At 66.0% G+C, this 17,594-nt stretch carries 10 protein-coding genes, 4 tRNA genes and 1 pseudogene; 6 read left to right on the forward strand and 9 right to left on the reverse strand.

All coding sequences use genetic code 11. The features are described 5' to 3' along the window. Positions 1–26: 26 nt before the first annotated feature. From RWR81_RS00835 to RWR81_RS00860, 6 genes and pseudogenes are all read right to left on the reverse strand, one after another. A pseudogene (locus RWR81_RS00835) lies at positions 27–1,484 on the reverse strand (glycoside hydrolase family 1 protein). 113 nt (positions 1,485–1,597) lie between these two features. Continuing rightward, positions 1,598–1,810, reverse strand: a complete 213-nt coding sequence (locus RWR81_RS00840) for a molybdopterin-binding protein (RefSeq protein WP_314452997.1) — start codon at positions 1,808–1,810, stop codon at positions 1,598–1,600. Between the two features lie 54 nt (positions 1,811–1,864). Continuing rightward, a complete protein-coding gene (gene uvrC / locus RWR81_RS00845; RefSeq protein ID WP_314453000.1) occupies positions 1,865–4,021 on the reverse strand; it encodes an excinuclease ABC subunit UvrC in 2,157 nt (718 codons plus the stop codon). Positions 4,022–4,132: 111 nt separating this feature from the next. Next, positions 4,133–4,207, reverse strand: a tRNA-Val gene (locus RWR81_RS00850). 1 nt (position 4,208) lies between these two features. Further along, a tRNA-Cys gene (locus tag RWR81_RS00855) sits at positions 4,209–4,279 on the reverse strand. A 37-nt stretch (positions 4,280–4,316) separates the two neighbouring features. After that, positions 4,317–4,389: transfer RNA gene (locus RWR81_RS00860), tRNA-Gly, on the reverse strand. Positions 4,390–4,539: 150 nt separating this feature from the next. On the opposite strand from RWR81_RS00860, the gene RWR81_RS00865 reads away from it, so the two are divergent. The 3 genes from RWR81_RS00865 to RWR81_RS00875 all read left to right on the forward strand — a co-directional run bounded on the left by RWR81_RS00865 (position 4,540) and on the right by RWR81_RS00875 (position 6,781). Further along, positions 4,540–4,615: transfer RNA gene (locus tag RWR81_RS00865), tRNA-Val, on the forward strand. A gap of 181 nt (positions 4,616–4,796) precedes the next feature. Further along, on the forward strand, positions 4,797–5,888 hold the full coding sequence (locus RWR81_RS00870; RefSeq protein WP_314453003.1) for an FAD-dependent oxidoreductase: 1,092 nt from the start codon (positions 4,797–4,799) through the stop codon (positions 5,886–5,888). Further along, positions 5,885–6,781, forward strand: coding sequence for a sigma-70 family RNA polymerase sigma factor (locus RWR81_RS00875; RefSeq protein ID WP_314453007.1), 897 nt, complete (start codon positions 5,885–5,887; stop codon positions 6,779–6,781). The genes RWR81_RS00870 and RWR81_RS00875 overlap by 4 nt, the downstream gene beginning before the upstream one ends. 18 nt (positions 6,782–6,799) lie before the next feature. Here RWR81_RS00875 and RWR81_RS00880 read toward each other — a convergent pair whose 3' ends face one another. Next, positions 6,800–8,176: a UTP--glucose-1-phosphate uridylyltransferase gene (locus RWR81_RS00880; protein WP_314453010.1), complete on the reverse strand. Its 1,377-nt coding sequence runs from the start codon at positions 8,174–8,176 to the stop codon at positions 6,800–6,802. A gap of 218 nt (positions 8,177–8,394) precedes the next feature. Between RWR81_RS00880 and RWR81_RS00885 the strand changes: the two genes are divergently transcribed. After that, on the forward strand, positions 8,395–11,061 hold the full coding sequence (locus RWR81_RS00885) for a DUF2339 domain-containing protein (RefSeq protein WP_314453012.1): 2,667 nt from the start codon (positions 8,395–8,397) through the stop codon (positions 11,059–11,061). A gap of 39 nt (positions 11,062–11,100) precedes the next feature. Here the strand turns inward: RWR81_RS00885 and uvrA are convergent, their stop codons facing one another. After that, entirely contained in the window at positions 11,101–13,947 is a 2,847-nt protein-coding gene (uvrA, locus tag RWR81_RS00890) for an excinuclease ABC subunit UvrA (RefSeq protein WP_314453015.1), read from the reverse strand. Between the two features lie 142 nt (positions 13,948–14,089). Between uvrA and RWR81_RS00895 the strand changes: the two genes are divergently transcribed. Beyond that, the gene (locus tag RWR81_RS00895) at positions 14,090–14,374 is read left to right on the forward strand and encodes a YciI family protein (RefSeq protein ID WP_043538517.1); all 285 of its coding nucleotides are present in this window, start codon (positions 14,090–14,092) and stop codon (positions 14,372–14,374) included. A 69-nt stretch (positions 14,375–14,443) separates the two neighbouring features. Further along, complete coding sequence (locus RWR81_RS00900) at positions 14,444–15,079, forward strand: class I SAM-dependent methyltransferase (protein ID WP_314453019.1); 636 nt, start codon at positions 14,444–14,446, stop codon at positions 15,077–15,079. A 17-nt stretch (positions 15,080–15,096) separates the two neighbouring features. Here the strand turns inward: RWR81_RS00900 and RWR81_RS00905 are convergent, their stop codons facing one another. Further along, positions 15,097–17,592: an HAD-IC family P-type ATPase gene (locus RWR81_RS00905; protein ID WP_314453021.1), complete on the reverse strand. Its 2,496-nt coding sequence runs from the start codon at positions 17,590–17,592 to the stop codon at positions 15,097–15,099. Between the last annotated feature and the right edge of the window lie 2 nt (positions 17,593–17,594).

Genomic DNA, 17,594 nt, shown 5'->3' on the forward strand with positions numbered 1-17,594 from the left:
CCGCCTGGGCCGCGGAGTCTCAGTGCCTACTCCTGCGGCGGTTCTTGCGTCGGAGGCACGAGGGAGGCGCCGTTGGAGGCGATGACGTCGCGGTACCAGCCGAAGGACTTCTTGCGATAGCGGGCCAGGGTGCCGTTGCCGTCATCGTCGCGGTCCACGTAGATGAACCCGTAGCGCTTAGACATCTGGGCGGTGGAGGCCGAGACCAGGTCGATGCAGCCCCAGGAGGTGTAGCCCAGGACCTCGACGCCGTCGGCGATGGCCTCGGCGACCTGGACCAGGTGGTCGTTCATGTAGGCGATGCGGTAGTCGTCCTCGACCGTGGGACCGTTGGGGCCGTCAACCAGGACATCCTTGGCTCCCAGGCCGTTCTCGACGATGAACAGGGGCTTGCCCCAGCGGTCCCAGTAGTCGTTGAGGATGGTGCGCAGACCCGCCGGGTCGATCTGCCATCCCCACTCGGAGGCCTCGAGGGTGGGGTTGGTCACGCCGCCCATGAGGTTGCCCTGACCGGCAGGAGCCTTCTGGGTGGCGGTCTCGCACACGGACATGTAGTAGGAGAAGGAGACGAAGTCGACGGTGTGCTCACGCAGCAGCGCACGGTCCGCGTCCGTGATCTCCAGCTCGATGCCCTTGTCCCGCAGCGTACGCAGCAAGTAGCCGGGGTACTCACCGCGCACGTGCAGGTCCCCGAAGGCGTAGTTGGCGCGCTCCGCCTGCTTGGCGGCCCACACGTCGCGGGGGTCGGGGGTGAGCGGGTAGGTAGGCACCGCCAGGATCATGCAGCCGACCCGGATATCGGGGTTGATCTCGTGGGCGATCCTGGTTGCGGCCGCCGAGGCGACGAACTCGTGGTGGATGGCCTGGTAGAGGTCCCGCTCGCTGAGCCTGTCCTTGGGGGTGGCAATGCCTCCGGACAGGAAGGGCTCGTGGAGCACGGAGTTGATCTCGTTGAAGGTGAGCCAGTACGTGACCCGCTTGCCGTAACGCTCGAACAGGATGCGGGCGTAGCGCTCGAAGAAGCCGATGAGGCGGCGGTCGGTCCAGCCGTCATAAGTGCGGGCCAGGTGCAGTGGGGTCTCGTAGTGGCTGATGGTGATCAGCGGCTCGATGCCGTGCTTCTCGAGCTCATCGAGGACGCGGTCATAGAAAGCCAGCCCCTCCTCGTTGGGCTCGGCCTCGTCGCCGCGGGGGAAGATACGGCTCCAGGCGATGGAGAAGCGGAAGACCTTGAAGCCCATCTCCGCGAACAGGGCGATGTCCTGGGCATATCGGTGGTAGAAGTCGATCGCCTCGAGCTTGAGGTTGTCCGGTGTGGGAGTCTGGGTGGGCGGGGCCATGATGCCTCAGGGCATGACGTCCTGAACGGACAGGCCCTTACTGTCCTCGTCGTAGGCGCCCTCGATCTGGTTGGCGGCGGTGGCCCCTCCCCACAGGAAGCCGCCGGGGAAGCGCAGGTCGGGATCAGGTGATAGTGCGGTCATAACTCCTCATCCTCTGTCAGTTGGCAGGCCCAGAAGGTTCCAGGGGCAGCAACCACCCCCCCATGATCGCACTGACGGCTACGCCGGCCTGCGCCTCACGGCAGCGTCTACCCTCAGTCCTGGAGGCCCACCATGACGGAGGACGCCTTGACAACGGCGACAGCCTTCTTACCCTCTGCCAGCTCGAGCTCCTCGATGGCCGCGTTGGTAATGGAAGAGGTGATGACAACGCCGGGAGCGACCTCGATCTTGACGACACCGTTGACGGCGCCCTTCTCAATGGAGACGACGGTGCCGGGCAGCTGGTTGCGGGCGGAGATCTTCATATGAGCATCCTTTCGAGTTGACGCCTGTTCAGGCCAGCGCATTGTGAAATCGTACTACGGCTTATTTTCCGGACTGTTGAGGTGAGCCAAGATGCTACCCGCCAGCGCCGGCCCGATTCCCTTGACACGGGTGATGTCGTCCACCTCTGCCTGCCGAATGCGTTTGACGGATCCGAACTCGCGCAGCAGGGCCGCCTGTCGGGCGGGCCCCAGGCCGGGAACGCCGTCCAGTACCGAGCGGGTCATCCCGGCCGAACGCTTCCTACGGTGGTGGGTGATGGCAAATCGGTGGGACTCGTCGCGCAGGTGCTGGAGCAGGTAGAGGGCAGACGACGTGCGCGGCAGGATGACGGGGAACTCCTCCCCCGGTACCCAGATTTCCTCCAGGCGCTTGGCCAGTCCAATGAGCGGCACATCGATACCGAGCTCGTCGAGGACCGAACGGGCGGCGTTGACCTGCGGCAGGCCGCCGTCGACGACGACGAGTCCGGGCGCGTAGGAGAAGCGCCGGGCCCGCCCGGTCTCAGGATCGATGGGGCCGGAGGCGACGGCGATGCCCTCGGCGTCCTCGATCTCCTCGGCCGCCCGTGCGGCCGCCTCACCCTGTCCCTGCTCGGCGATGAGCCGCTTGAACCGTCGAGTGAGGACCTCATGCATGGCCGCGGTGTCGTCGGTGGCGCCGCTGCCGTCCTGGCCACGCACGGTGAAGCGGCGGTAGTCGGACTTGCGCGGTGCACCGTCCTCGAAAACAACCATGGAGCCGACCTGGTACGTGCCCTGGGTGTGGGAGATGTCGTAGCACTCGACGCGCAGGGGCGCCTCGGGCAGGTTGAGGGCCTCGGCGAGCTCGTCGAGCGCGAGGGTGCGTTGGGTCAGGTCGCCGGCACGACGGGTCTTGTGCAGGCGCAGGGCCTCGGCGGCGTTCTTACGCACGGTGTCCATGAGGGCGGCCTTGTCACCGCGCTGTGGGACGCGCAGGTCGACCCTCCCGCCCCGCAGCCCGGCCAGCCAGGCGCGCACGGTGGCGGCGTTAGTGGGCACCTCGGGCACGAGGATCTCCCGGGGGACCGCGGTGGTGGCCGTGTGGGCGACGTCGTCGACACTGGTTGCCGCCGACTCACCGTTGCGTCTGGAGGAGGCGCCGCTGGAGCCGCTCGGTCCGCTGCGGGGCTGGGGGCTGGAGGGCGCGCGGTCGCCGACGCCGACAGAGGTGGTGGTACCGGACGACGTGGGGGCCCCACCATGGTGGACGGCCCCGTCGTCAGCGGGATCGAGGAGGGAGGCATAGACCTGCTCGAGAAGACGCTCAATGAGCTCGGCGTCCCCGGCGTCGTCAATGAGGTCCACGACCCAGCCGCGCTGTCCGCGCACGCGGCCGCCGCGCACGTGGAAGACCTGGACAGCCGCCTCGAGCTCATCACGGACCAGGGCGAAGACGTCGGCGTCGGTGGCGTCGGGCAGGACGACGGCGTTGCCCTCGATGACCTTGCGCAGCGCAGTGGTGTCGTCGCGCAGGCGGGCGGCCTTCTCGAAGTCGAGGGCTGCGGCTGCGGCTTTCATCTCAGCCTCGACCTGGCGCAGGTAGGGGCCAGTGCGGCCGGCCATGAAGGCGCAGAAGTCCTCGGCCAGCACCCTATGGTCCTCCGGGCTGATGCGGCCCACGCAGGGGGCTGAGCACTTATCGATGTACCCGAGCAGGCAGGGACGTCCCGAGGCCTGGGCACGGCGGAAAACGCCGGCCGAGCAGGAGCGGAGCGGGAAGACGCGCAGCAGCTGATCGACAGTCTCGCGGATAGACCAGGCCTGGACGAAGGGACCGAAGTAGCGGGTTCCCGGTTTGCGGGCCCCACGGACCACCTGGACGCGGGGGTAGGTCTCCCCCATCGTCACCGCCAGGTAGGGGTAGGACTTGTCGTCCTTGTACATGACGTTGAAACGGGGGTTGAACTCCTTGATCCAGGAGTACTCCAGGGCCAGGGACTCCACCTCGGTGGACACGACGGTCCACTCCACCGCGCAGGCCGTGGTCACCATCTTCTGGGTGCGTGGGTGGAGAGCTGCGAGGTCCTGGAAATAGTTGGACAGACGCTGACGCAGATTCTTGGCCTTGCCGACGTAGATGACGCGTCCCTGTCCGTCCAGGAACCGGTAGACGCCCGGGGACGTGGGGATCTCGCCCGGGGCGGGACGGTACGTCGAGGGGTCGGCCATGCCCGCTAGGGTAGACGCCGACCGACCTCGCCCACGACACGCTGCTCCGCAGCCGGCCGCCAGTCGCCGAAACGACGAAGGCCTGAGCCGGCGGGCTCAGGCCTTCGTACGTGGTGGGCGATACTGGGATCGAACCAGTGACCTCTTCCGTGTCAGGGAAGCGCGCTCCCGCTGCGCCAATCGCCCGAGGTGGGTACCGGATTCGAACCGGTGTAAACGGCTTTGCAGGCCGGTGCCTAACCTCTCGGCCAACCCACCATGAGAATGCTGGGGCTGGGCGCTCCCGGCTCCTCGGAGCGGATGACGGGACTCGAACCCGCGACCCTCACCTTGGCAAGGTGATGCTCTACCAACTGAGCCACATCCGCGTGATTCCTCACGGTTCGACCGAACCGCTCGGTGCTGGAAAACCATAGCATCACAATCGCATCCACAGGCAAACAGCATCGCGGTGATTCACCTCACCGAGCAGGTATTTGCCCCCACGGTGTGCGCCTGGCTAGGGTTAGCGCCGCACCGGGCGATTGGCTCAGGGGTTAGAGCGCCTCGTTCACACCGAGGAGGTCACTGGTTCGATTCCAGTATCGCCCACCACAGCATCCTGACACCAAGTTGACAGTACCCGCCCCACGGGCGGGTACTTTTACATCACCTACATCACCCCGCTCTGCAAGCAGACGAGCAAAGGCGACCTCAGAATCAGCCTCCCACTATGGATGCCGTCACAGTCTCGGCTCAACTGTCACAATTCGATGCGCCGATGTGTCTGATGGGTATGAGTCCAACGCATCGCACCACCATCGTCATCATCGGGGCCGGGTACGCCGGGATCATGGCAGCCAACCGGATTGCTTCTCACCCAATGGCCACCGCCCTCACACGTGTTCGCCTCATCAGTGCCTCGACACACCTTGTCGAGCGTATTCGTCTGCATGAGGCTCTTCGTGCTGAAGAAGACCCGGTACGGCCCTTGTCCGAGCTGCTCAACCCAGCCATCGACGTTGTCATCGGCCGCGCGACGAGCATCGATCGCAAACGGGGTGTCGTCCATCTTTCCGATGGCGACCCCATTCCCTTCGACCAGGTCGTCTTGGCGACCGGCAGCACCAGCCGGGCACCTTCTGGAGCCCTGCCGATCTCCGGGATCGCCGATCTGCAGCCGCTTCGAGATGAACTTGTCGACTCTTCCCACACGCGCATTCGCGTCGTCGGCGGCGGCCTCACCGGGATCGAGACCGCCGCGGAACTTGCTGAGCAAGGATTCGATGTTGAGATCGTCGACTCCGGCGCCGTTGGCTCCCACCTCGGCGTACGAGCCCGTAAGCAGGCCTCTCGCCAACTGCGTCGGTTGGGCTGCACGGTGACCGACAACCAGTTGTGCCAGCCCGAGCCCGGCATGCTCACCATATGGACGGCAGGTTTTGCACCGGTCACTGTTCCGTGCGATCCACCAGTGTCGACCTCTTCCGATGGGCGCATCGTGGTCAGCAGGTTCCTACGCTCCCCCGACGATCCCAGGATTACCGCGATCGGCGATTGCGCTGCGCCTCCGGCCTCGCACCTGCGCCCCAGCTGCGCCTCAGCCCTGTCTCTGGGAGCCGTCGCCGCTGATATCCTCATCTCCGAGGTGCTCGATGCTCCGCCACCTGAGACAGGCGTCGGTTATGTCATGCGCTGTGTCTCGCTGGGACGCAACCGCGGCCTCGTCGAGCACGTAAGTCCGGACGACGTTCCCAACGGTTCCATCCTGACGGGGACAGAGGCCCGGCGAGTCAAGGACTGGGTCATGGACCGCACCACTCAGTGGTTGATCGAGGAGGCTCAGCACTCCGGCTCATACCGCATCGTGAGAGGCCCGGCTCAATGACTGCTTCCGACCAGCCCGAAGATACGGACGACAGGTCCAGTCAGGATTTCGAGGAGCATCGCGCCGTACTGTTCACCCTCGCCTACAGCATGCTCGGTAGCGCGGCGGAGGCCGAGGACATCGTGCAGGAGACATGGCTGCGCCGCCAACGCGTCAGGGAACCGGTCCGGCAGGAGCGCGCGCTGCTATGCCGTATCGCCACGCGCCTGGCACTCAACGCGCTGCGCTCCGAGGCCAACCGGAAGGAGTCCTACCCGGGACCGTGGCTTCCTGAGCCGGTCGCCACCGAGGCGGATCTGGCCGACGACCTGATCCTGGCGGAGACGGTCTCTCAGGCGACGCTGATGGTACTGGAGACCCTCTCCCCGGCCGAACGGGCGGCATTCCTCCTGGTAGAGGTCTTCTCCCTGTCGTCGGCGGAGACCGGTCGCATCATCGATGCATCCGACACCGCCGTACGCCAGCTGGTACACCGTGCGCGCACTCGGCTGCAAGAAGGGCGAACACACCGTCGCGCCAGTCCCTCTCTCGAGCTGTGGACCGAGCTGACCAGCGCCATTCGCTCGGGAGACCTGGCGGCCACCGTACGCCTGCTGGTTCCCGACGCCGTACTCGTGTCTGATGGTGGAGGCCGGGCCTCGGCGGCACGCCGCCCCGTCCGGGGCGCAGAGTCCGTGGCTCGCTTCCTTATCGGCATCGCCGCGAAGGCGCCACAGTTCGATGTGGCGCCGGCGCGGCTCAACGGGGAGCTAGCAGCCGTGGTCAGCAGTTCCGAGAACGTAGAGTTCGTGGTCTTCCTGGTTGCTTCAGAGGCTGGTGTTCAGCAAGTTCTCATCGTCCGCAACCCCGACAAGCTCATACGCATCGACAAGCCAGTGAGACTGTCCCGCTGACCTTGGCGCGATCCCTCATCAGATCCGGGCGTCGTCGGCGATCCTGCCGGGAGAGCCCTCCTGGCCCACGTGCGCCTCACCGCTGGCGACGACGTCGGCCCCGAAGGTCCAGTCCCCCTCCACAGTCAGCGACTGCGCATCCTTGATCGATGGGACGCCCCTGGGGAACCGCGCCTCGAAGTCCTGGATCCTCTTGTAGAAGCGGGGATCGAGATTCACGGTGCAGGCCTGCTCCGGGACCATCTGCAGCAGGCCGTCGTCGTCGACCTCATAGACGTCCGAACGCACCAGCAACAGGTCGTTGGTGGTCTTGACCGGCAGGAAGCGGGATCGAGGCACCTCGATGGCAGTCGCCCCCTCGAAGGCCTCCACTGCCGCCCCCATCGAGGTCTCCAGCTGAATGACCGGCGTCGAGGACGAGTCTGCGGGATCAACCGTCTTGGTATTCCTGATGAGCGGCAGCCCAAGGATTCCGCCGCGCTCGGCCAGGGTGTCTCGCAGGACCTTGAGGTCGAACCAGAGGTTGTTGGTGTGGAAGAAGGGATGACGGAACTGGTCGGTGAAGTAGTCCATCTGGTCTTCGGGTGTCTGCGCGGTGTCGCGCAGGATGATGCGCCCGTCGCTCTTACGCACGGCCAGGTGTCCCCCCTTGACGTCGGCCGGCGTGCGGCGGCACATCTCCGGGGCATAGGGCGCACCGGAGGCCGCGAACCAGCCTGCGATTCTGGCCGACGGCGCCGCCCCCAGGTTGTCGGAGTTGGCGGTCATGGCATACCGGTAGCCCTTGTCTAGCAGCGCGTCCAGCAGGCCGGAGGCGAGCAGCGCGGTGTAGATGTCGCCGTGCCCCGGCGGGCACCACTCGAGCTCGGGGTCGGCCTCCCACTCAACCGGGCTCAAATCGTCCGCGCGGAGCTTGGGCTCGCGGTTCTGCAGGAAGTCGAGTGGAAGGCCGTCTACTTGGATCTCTGGGTGCCCGGCAAGGGCCTCCAGAGAGTCCTCACGGGTACGGAAGGAGTTCATGAGGATCAGCGGCAGACTCACGTCGTAGCGCCGGCGGGCCGCCGCGACCTGATCGACCAGCAGGTCGAGGAAGGTCTTACCGTCACGCACCGGCAGGAGTGACTTGGCGCAGTCCAGCCCCATTGAGGTTCCCAGGCCGCCGTTGAGGCGGATGAGAACCGTTCTGCTCAGTGCCTCACGAGCGGCCTCCTCGCTGACCTCAACGTCAGCGAGTGAGTCAATCCTCGTGAGCGGTTCGATGGTCTCCTCAGGGATGAGTCCCGTGGCTCCGGCCTCCAGGGCCCGGTAGTAGTGGGTGAAGACTGTGATGGCCTGCTCGGCGACGCCCGCGTCGCGCATTTTGTGCTGGGCGGCAGTGAGTCCGTTCTCGCTCATGACGCCCAGCCTATCCCACGATGACTGTTATTGTGGCAGTTTGTTCGACTCTGTTCGTTTGTGTGGCAGATGTCAACCGTCCAGTCATTTCTATATCAGGTTATCCACAGGGGGAAGGCCTCCCCTTCTCGGCAGCTCCCAGTTGCTCGTATCCTTCAGCGAGCTGGCTCAGTGATGAGTCCCCCTTATGTGAAGCACCTGTCTCCAGGAGAATCGCCATGTCCATGCCGCCCCAGGTGGGTCCGAATGCCAATCTGCTTCTTCAGCGTCTGGACCTCATCGAGAAGAAGATCGATTGGATTGCCCAGCGCGTCACCTGGTTGACCTACACCGTCGGCACTCCGGTGCAACCAGGAGCCGAACCCTCGCAAGCCGGCAAGAGCACCACTCATGCGTCCCCGATGGGGACTGTCGATACAAACGAGACCACTGAGGTCGCCGCGAGCCCCGGCGACGACGTTGCATCCCCAACCGCAGCCGTTTCACCGGCTGCCACCATGTCTCTGAAGGCGAGCGCCCCTGTGGCGAATCCTGTCACCGAGGAGAAGGGGGCAGAAGACGAGGAGGCCGCTGCGGCCGGCCCCACCCAGAACTCCGAGCCGTCCCACCATCCCGTTGGTAAGGAGCCAGTAGCTCAGCCCCACGAGAGGCCCCGTCTCACTGTATCGGCAGAGCCCTCGAGGCTATCGAACAGCCATTCCTCCATGGGATACCTCCCCGATGCCCGCATTGGAGCCAAGTCGTATCAGGAGTCGACTGGGACGAGCCGTACGGAGGCCACCGGGGCCAATGAGGTCCCCGGCTGGGCGCAGCGAGCAACGCAGGAGGGCAACCTCGGGCGCTATCTGCTTTCCGGCGCCGCCGCAGTACTCGTCCTATCGGCTGGGGCCAGTCTTCTGGCGCTGGTGTGGGACTCCATTCCCGACGTGGCCAAGATCCTGGCTCTGGCACTCATCGCGGTGACCATGACTGCTACCGGCGCTCGCCTGGGCACCAGCCGGCCCTGGTTCCGTGTCGCTGCGGCAACGATCACCGGGACCGGTGGCGGGCTCGGTTTCGTCTCCATCGTGGGAGCCGTCCTGTTGGACGGGATGCTCGGTCCGGAGCCCGCTCTGGTCCTCATGGCCTGCTGGGGGCTCGTGCTCCTGCTCGTCTCCCACCTGACCCGGGTGCTCTTCACTGCGGTCGTCTCCACCATCGGTGCACTGGTGACCATCGGCTTCGCAGTCAGCCATGTGCAGCACCAGCAGACCACCGCCCTCGTCACCTGGCTGATGATCAGCGTCTACGTCACGGTCCTGGCCCTCACCTGTGGAGTGCTGTCGCACAGTACGCGACGGATGAGGTTGGCGGCATGGTACCCAGTGACGTCAATGGTGGCGACAGCGGTGGCACTCGTCTTCGCTCCGGTCAGTCCGATGCTGCGTATCTCCGCCGCCGGCGGCACTGGCATCGTCCTGTCCCTGTGCTTGATTCTGGCCTGCCAGATGACGCACGCCAGTAGACGTCTGTGGAGCATCGACATCAAGACTGCCGGCTGGGACTGGGGCCTGGCCGCAGCGATCCTTCTGATTGCATACGGGAATCTGCTGGTGGAACAGAAGTACCTCCTCGTGGCGCACTCCACTGTTGCGGTCACCTACCTACTCGAGCTCCTCCTGCTGGCCGGAGCAGCGCTCGCAGTACTCATGCCCAACAGCCCCGACCAGTGGCGCAGCGCCATGGCGATCGGACACGAGGTGTCGGTCTTGCCCATCGCACTCATCGGGATGGTCATCATCGACACTCCTCGAGCCTACGTCTGCGTCGTCATCACCACGATGCTCTGCTTCCTGCCCGTGATTGTCGGCGGAAGGGTGGAACCTGCTCCGATTCTGGCCCTTCTCGGCACGCTGCCGATCCTCCTACTCCTCGTCATCGGGGGTTCTCCGGCTGAACTCCTATCCCTCATCGCCTCCATCGTGGCCTCTGCACTCATGGCGGTCGTGGCCGAGTGGCTCGGCACTCGAAGCGCGCACACCACACCACCTCCCGCCTCGCATCCCGTTCAGTCAAGCGCCCGTTCACGGACGCTGGCTCTGCGGCTGGCTCTGGCCACCATCATCTTCAACCTGGCCGTCCTCGCTCCCGCGTTGGCAGACGGCCTTGTGAGCGGCTCCCAGGGCGCCTGGGCGGGCCTGCGCATGGTTCCGGGCCTCGTCACCATTGCGTTTATCCTCCTGGGCGCGTTCTCCAGTGAGGCCACGCCACTGCGGGTTCTCAGCGGTCAGTGCCGAGGTGCCCGCTACCAGGTGGACCCCCAGGGCAAGGCCCTGCCCAAGTCACACGGCTCTCTGACGGGGGCACCAGCGCCGTCGTGGATCGTGTCGGGGCTGCTGAGCATCATCGCCGCGCAGACACTGTTGTGGGCGAGTGAGGCCGCGTCGGAGATCTGGATGATGGCGCTGGTGGCTGTGGCCCTGGGACTAGGAGCAACCGCCACTTGGATCCTGCTTCCGTGGGCACGGCAAGCCGGGGCCTGCCTGAGTCTTGCAATCGGAAACTCCCTGCTCATGTGGCTCTCGGTCACTGTGATCACCGACACCGGACCAGGGTCGGTCCTCATGTCGGTGATGGTGCTGGCCACCGGCGGAGGCTGCATCGTCTTCGGGTTCAGGGCACGTCTGACGATTCTGCGCCACTACGGCCTGACCCTGGTGCTCCTGTCTGTGCTCAAGCTCGCGGGAATCGACATGGCCTCGCAGAACTCAATCGTTCGGGTCGTCTCGCTTGCGGTTGCGGGCATCGCCTGCTTCGTGCTCTCGCTGCTCTACAACCGCTACGCCCAGGAACAGCGTCGTGAGCAGGCCGACGGCGCCGATAAGCGCAACCGGCCTCGACTCTAAGACAGGGCTATTCACCGGAATCGGCTCAGCGCCAGCGACTCAGCCGCGGGCCGCCTGAAGCATCGGGGCCAGGAACCGGCCGGTGTAGGAGGAGTCCGTAGCCGCGACCTTCTCCGGTGTGCCGGCCACGACGACGGTTCCCCCGCCCTTACCGCCCTCGGGCCCCATGTCGATGACCCAGTCGGAGTTCGCGATGACATCGAGGTTGTGCTCGATGACCACCACGGAGTTGCCCTTGTCCACCAGTCCCTGGAGCACTCCGAGCAGCTTGCGGATGTCCTCGAAGTGCAGTCCGGTGGTCGGCTCGTCGAGGACATAGATGGTTCTACCGGTGGAGCGGCGCTGGAGCTCGGTGGCCAGTTTGACGCGCTGGGCCTCACCGCCGGAGAGCGTGGTGGCCGACTGGCCCAGGCGCACATAACCCAATCCCACCTCGACCAGGGTGTTGAGGTGACGGGAGATGACCGAGGAGGCGGAGAAGAAGTCCGCGGCCTGGTGAATGGTCATGTCCAGGACGTCGGCGACCGTCTTGTCCTTGTAGCGGATCTCCAGGGTCTCCCGGTTGTATCGGGCGCCGTGGCAGACTTCGCAGGGGACGTAGACGTCGGGCAGGAAGTTCATCTCAATCTTGAGCGTGCCGTCTCCCCTGCATGACTCGCAGCGCCCGCCCTTGACGTTGAAGGAGAAGCGTCCAGGCCCGTAACCACGCACCTTCGACTCGGGCACGGCTGCAAAGATCTTGCGGACGTGGTCCCACACCCCGGTGTACGTGGCGGGATTGGATCGGGGGGTGCGACCGATCGGCGACTGATCGACGTGGACGACCTTGTCCAGGTGCTCCACGCCTCGAACCGTCTTATGCCTTCCAGGAACGCCGCGGGCGCGGTTGAGTCGGTTGGCGAGCACCTGATACAGGATCGAGTTGACCAGGGAGGACTTGCCCGAGCCGGAAACTCCAGTGACGGCGGTCAGTACACCCAGAGGAAAGGACACGGTGACGTCCTTGAGGTTGTTCTCGCGTGCCCCGACGACGATCACCTCACGGCTCTTATCGCGTTTGCGGCGCTTGGCGGGGATCTCGATCCGGCGCCGCCTGGCCAGGTAGTCGCCGGTGACCGAGCCCTCGGCTCCGGCCAGGCCGGCGACGTCACCGGAGTAGACGACCTCGCCGCCCAGTTCACCGGCTCCGGGGCCGATGTCGACGATCCAATCGGCTGAGCGAATAGTGTCCTCGTCATGCTCGACGACGATGAGCGTGTTACCCAGGTCCCGCAGTCGCTGGAGGGTCTCGATAAGACGGGTGTTGTCGCGCTGGTGCAGGCCGATGCTGGGCTCGTCCAGGACGTAGAGGACGCCCACCAAGCCCGAGCCGATCTGGGTGGCCAGGCGGATGCGCTGGGCCTCACCTCCGGAGAGCGTGGCCGCACCACGGGCCAGGCTGAGGTAGTCCAGTCCCACGTCGACCAGGAAACCGAGGCGCGCGTTGATCTCGGTCAGGACGCTGCCGGCGATCTGGGCGGCCTGACCGGTGAGGTTGAGTTCGGCCAGGAAGTCCCGGGCCTCGCTGATGGGCAGCTCGCACAGCTGGGCGATGGAGAGCCCGCCCACGCGCACGGCCAGCACCTCGGGCTTGAGCCGGGCACCGTCACAGACAGGGCAGGGAATCTCGCGCATGTAGGCCTGGTAGCGCTCGCGGGACCAGTCGGACTCGGTCTCATCGTGCTTGCGCATGACGTAGTCGATCACGCCCTCAAATCCGGTGGAGTAGATGCGCTCGCGCCCCCAGCGGTTGCGGTAGGTGACCTTGACCTCGTAGTCCTTGCCACGCAGGATCGCCTCCCTGGCACGCGCCGGCAGCGCACGCCAGGGGGTGTCGACGTCGAAGGAGAGTTCCTTGCCCAGGGCCTCGAGCTGGCGGGTGAAGTACTTCTGGTGGCTCGACCAGGGGGCGACAGCGCCCTCGGCCAGGGTGAGCTCCTCGTCGGGGACGACGAGCTCGGGATCCACCTCGAGCCGAGTCCCGATTCCTGTGCAGGCGGGGCAGGCGCCGTAGGGGGCGTTGAAGGAGAAGGTGCGTGGCTCCATCTCGTCCAGGGCCAGGGGGTGCTCGTTGGGGCAGGCCCGCTTCTCGGAGTAGCGCCGCTCCCGCTCGGGATCGTCGTCGGGCAGGTCGACCTGCTCGATGATGACCAGACCCTCGGCGAGACCGAGAGCCGTCTCGACCGAGTCGGTCAGCCGCTGACGGATGCCCTCGCGGACGACGAGGCGATCGACGATGACCTCAATGTCGTGCTTGAGGCGCTTGTTAAGAGTCGGAGGGGTGTCGAGGCGCTCGACGGCGCCGTCGACGCGCACCCGGTTGAAGCCGCGGCCACGCAGCTCACCGAAGAGCTCGGAGTACTCGCCCTTGCGGCCCCGCACCACGGGGGCGAGCACCTGGAAACGGGTGCCCTCAGGCAGGGAGCGGACCTGGTCGACGATCTGCTGCGGAGTCTGGGAGGAGATGACCGCGTCGCAGGCCGGGCAGTGCTGGATGCCCGCCCGCGAGTACAGCAGACGCAGATAGTCGTAGACCTCGGTCACTGTCCCCACCGTGGAGCGGGGGTTGCGCGAGGTGGACTTCTGGTCGATGGACACCGCCGGACTCAGGCCCTCGATGAGCTCGACGTCGGGCTTGTCCATCTGTCCCAGGAACTGACGGGCGTAGGAGGACAGGGACTCCACGTAACGGCGCTGCCCCTCGGCGAAGATCGTGTCGAAGGCGAGCGAGGACTTGCCCGAGCCGGACAGACCGGTGAAGACGATCATCGTGTCGCGAGGCAGGTCCAGGTCCACGCCCTTGAGATTGTGCTCGCGGGCCCCACGGATGATGAGAGAGTCGTTCACGGGATTCGAGTCTAGGGGCTTGTCGCCGATGCCGTGTGATCGCACACGTGTTCGACGCGTCTCATCACCAGCACGCCGGAAGAATGCTCACCATCTTGTTCTCGGGCCACGACTGAGGCACCCTCCCCCTATGCTGGAGCCCATGAGCAAGATCTACGCCGTCGAGTACCACTACGTCACTGACAAGGACGAGGAGATGGCCGCCGTGCGCCCCTCGCACCGCGCCTTCAACGGCCGCCTGGCCGATGAGGGTCGGCTGCTCGCCGCAGGCCCCTATGTAGGCACCCATGACGCCCTCATCGTCGTGCGGGCAGACGACGAGGCCGGTGCGCTGGCCCTGCTCGAGGAGGACCCCTTTCATCAAGCCGGCTACATCAACGAGCGCATCCCACGCGAGTGGAACCCCGTCATCGGAGTCCTGGCCTGAGCCGGCCCGGCGCCACTGCATTTGCTGACGCCTCTTGCGCCCACCCCGCCCGGTCGGGAGCATGGACTCATGGTTGCCTCAGAGAGCCCCGCCTCCTCCACCGCGTCAGCTGATTCCCAGTTCTCCCGCCCTGCGTCTGTGATGGGGCTCCTGGTCCTGCGCAGCATGAATATTGCGCATGCCCGTCTGCACCGGTGGGGGCTGGAGGCGGCGGAGATCCGCCCCCGCGACAAGGTGCTCGACGTCGGCTGCGGAGGCGGCAAGGCCATCGCCCGGATCCTTACGCGGACTCGTCGTGAGGTGGCCGGTGTCGACCACTCCCCCGAGGCGGTTGAGACCACCCGTCGCGTCAACCGTGCCGCCGTGACCTCCGGGCGTTTGCGGGTCCTGGAGGGGTCGGTGGAGAACCTGACCTTCCGTGACGGCTTCTTCGACGTGGTGACGGCCTTCGAGACCACCTACTTCTGGCCGGATCTTCAGGCCGGTCTCATTGAGATCCGCCGCGTCCTCAGCCGCGGCGGCCGACTCGTGATCGCCAATGAGTACGCTGATCGGCTGGCTGCAGGTCCCTGGGCTGAGCGTCTGGACATGAATATCCCCGACAGTGAGACCTTGACCGGTCTGGCCCACAGGGCCGGATTCCTGACCGTCGATGTCAGCCTCCATCCCCGACACGGGTGGCTTCGCCTGGTGGCCGCAGGGTAGAACAAGGTAGAAGGGGCTTAGCCTCGATTGCGTACGATTCTGCGCCGCACGATGTGAACGAGCTCAATGCCACCAATCGCCAGTCCGACCATGAGCCCAGTGACCCACCACACCCCGGGGGTGGGCCAGGCCAGTTCGAAGAAGGCGCGCACCGGTGGAGCCACGACACCCAGGACCGCGATTGATCCCATGAGTACAACGAGCCCCAATCGCCAGCTCGTCAGAGGTCTGGCGGTCAGCGTGAGCAGCCACAACCCGCAGGTGATGAGAACCAGGGTCGTCGCCGTCGTCACCTGAGCTCGGGGGGCGTGAGTGAAGGTCAGCCAGAGATAGGTGGACAGGGTGACAACGCCTGCCATGATTCCTGTGGGCACGCACAGGCTGAGAACCCTCCTCAAGAATCCTGCCCGGTAGCGCTGTGAGCTGGGGGCCAGGGCCAGGACGAAGGCCGGGATCCCGATCGTCAGGGAGGAGACGACCGTGAACTGGCGGGGCAGGAAGGGATAGGTGATCGCTGTAACGGCCACGACGACGGCGATCAGTGAGGCATAGATGGTCTTGGCCAGGAACAGGGAAGCGATGCGCTCAGTGTTGGCCATGACGCGGCGCCCCTGGGACACAACCCCCGGCAGGGCGGAGAACTCGCCTTTGAGGAGCACCAGGCGCGCAACCGCCTTCGTGGCCGGCGCCCCGTTGCCCATGGCTATCCCCAAGTCGGCATCCTTGAGGGCCAGGGCGTCGTTGACACCGTCCCCGGTCATCGCGACGACGTGACCACGCGACTTCAGTGCCCGAACCAGCGCCCGCTTCTGCTCGGGAGTGACGCGTCCTAGGACGCTGGCGCCCTCGACCGCGTCAGCCAGACGGTTCAGCTCCTCCTCAGTCTCCTTCCCACTGCCTGCCCCGGCAGGCAGGGTGCGCGCATCCAGGGCGACGAGCTCGCCGCCGTCGGCAGCGGTGACGCCTGCCCGGCGGGCGACGGCGGCCACCGTCTCGGGGCTGTCGCCGGAGATGACCTTGGCGTCAACGCCCTGCTGGCGGAAGTAGGCGAGGGTCTCGGCGGCGTCGGGACGGATCTCCTCGGTGAGGACGACGATCCCGGCGGCCTCAAGGCCGCCGGGCAGCCGTGGCTCATCGTCCTCCGATGCCTGTGTCCAGGGCGAACAGGATCGGGCCAGGGCGACGACGCGTGTCCCCTGCGCGGCGATCCGGCGGGCACGCTCCAGGACGGGCTCACTGTGATCGGCCAGGACGATCTCGGGGGCTCCGAGAACCCATGTGGTACCGCAGGCCTCGTCCCGGATCGCCGACCACTTCCGGCGCGAGGAGAAGGGGATCGACTTCACGCGGCCCGACCTGCACTCACCGACTGAGACCAAAGCCTCCCTCAGACCCTGTTCACCGAGTCGCTCGGGCTCCTTGAGCCCCTCCACAATCGCATCCGCGGTGGCGTTGGGCTCGCCCGTTCCAGTGAGTACGGCCAGGGCCACAAGTACCTCCTCGGGCGGAGCCTGGCCTCTGTCGGCTCCTTGGATCTCCCCCAGGCGAATACGGCCGGTCGTGATGGTGCCGGTCTTGTCCAGGCACAGGGTGTCGACCCGGGCAAGGACCTCGACGGCGGGCAGCTCCTGGACCAAGACATTGCGTCTGGCCAGTGCCAGGGATGCCGTTGCGAAGTTGACGGAGGTCAGGAGCACCAGCCCCTGGGGCACCATGCTGACGACGCCTGCGATGCCAACGACGACCGCCTGCCGCCACTCGCCGGTGCTCCAGGCCTGGCCGATACTCCCGCTCAGACGCAGCTGGGACCACACCAGGATCACGGCGACTGGGACGATGACCCAGCTGATCCAGTGCAGCACCCGGTTGGTTCCGGTCTGAAGCTCACTGACAACAAGGGAGTACCTGCGCGCCTCCCGGGCCAACCGGTGGGCGTAGGCATCTCCACCGATGGCTGAGGTGCGGAATAGGCCGGTGCCAGCCGTCACCGTGGTCCCGGACATGACTCGGGCGCCGCGTTCCGGGCGCACGGGCCGGGACTCTCCGGTGAGGATCGACTCGTCAATCTCGAGGCCGTCGCTGGTGATGACCTCCCCGTCCGCCGGGACCTGCTGACCGGCGCTGAGGCGCACGACGTCATCAAGGACAACGTCACCAACAGCAACCTCCCGCTCGACCCCGTCCCTCAGGACGACGGCTCGGGGCGTCTCCAGCACCGCGAGGCGGTCGAGGGCGCGCTTGGCTCGGATCTCCGCCACCGTGCCAGTGGCGGCGTTAAGCAGGAGGACCACGCCGAACAGCCCGTCCCCCCAGCGCCCCAGCACCAGAATGACAGCCAGTGCCACGCCCAGAATGGCGTTGAAAACTGTGAAGACATTGGCTCGCAGGATCTGAACGGCGGTACGCGAGGTCCGCTCGTGGTACTCATTGGTCTGTCCAGAGCTGACGCGCTCAGCGACCTGGGCTGCGCTGAGCCCCGTCACCGGAGCCTCAGGAGTGTCGGTGGTACTCACGG

It is taken from the genome of uncultured Actinomyces sp., from assembly GCF_963526355.1.
In the GTDB taxonomy this organism is placed as follows: domain Bacteria; phylum Actinomycetota; class Actinomycetes; order Actinomycetales; family Actinomycetaceae; genus Actinomyces.

Coding starts and splice junctions, on each gene's coding strand:
- uvrC (WP_314453000.1), bottom strand. CDS start 4,021: ATGGCCGACCCCTCGACGTACCGTCCCGCCCCGGGCGAGATCCCCACG.
- RWR81_RS00840 (WP_314452997.1), bottom strand. CDS start 1,810: ATGAAGATCTCCGCCCGCAACCAGCTGCCCGGCACCGTCGTCTCCATT.
- RWR81_RS00895 (WP_043538517.1), top strand. CDS start 14,090: ATGAGCAAGATCTACGCCGTCGAGTACCACTACGTCACTGACAAGGAC.
- RWR81_RS00875 (WP_314453007.1), top strand. CDS start 5,885: ATGACTGCTTCCGACCAGCCCGAAGATACGGACGACAGGTCCAGTCAG.
- RWR81_RS00900 (WP_314453019.1), top strand. CDS start 14,444: ATGGTTGCCTCAGAGAGCCCCGCCTCCTCCACCGCGTCAGCTGATTCC.
- RWR81_RS00885 (WP_314453012.1), top strand. CDS start 8,395: ATGTCCATGCCGCCCCAGGTGGGTCCGAATGCCAATCTGCTTCTTCAG.
- RWR81_RS00880 (WP_314453010.1), bottom strand. CDS start 8,176: ATGAGCGAGAACGGACTCACTGCCGCCCAGCACAAAATGCGCGACGCG.
- RWR81_RS00870 (WP_314453003.1), top strand. CDS start 4,797: ATGAGTCCAACGCATCGCACCACCATCGTCATCATCGGGGCCGGGTAC.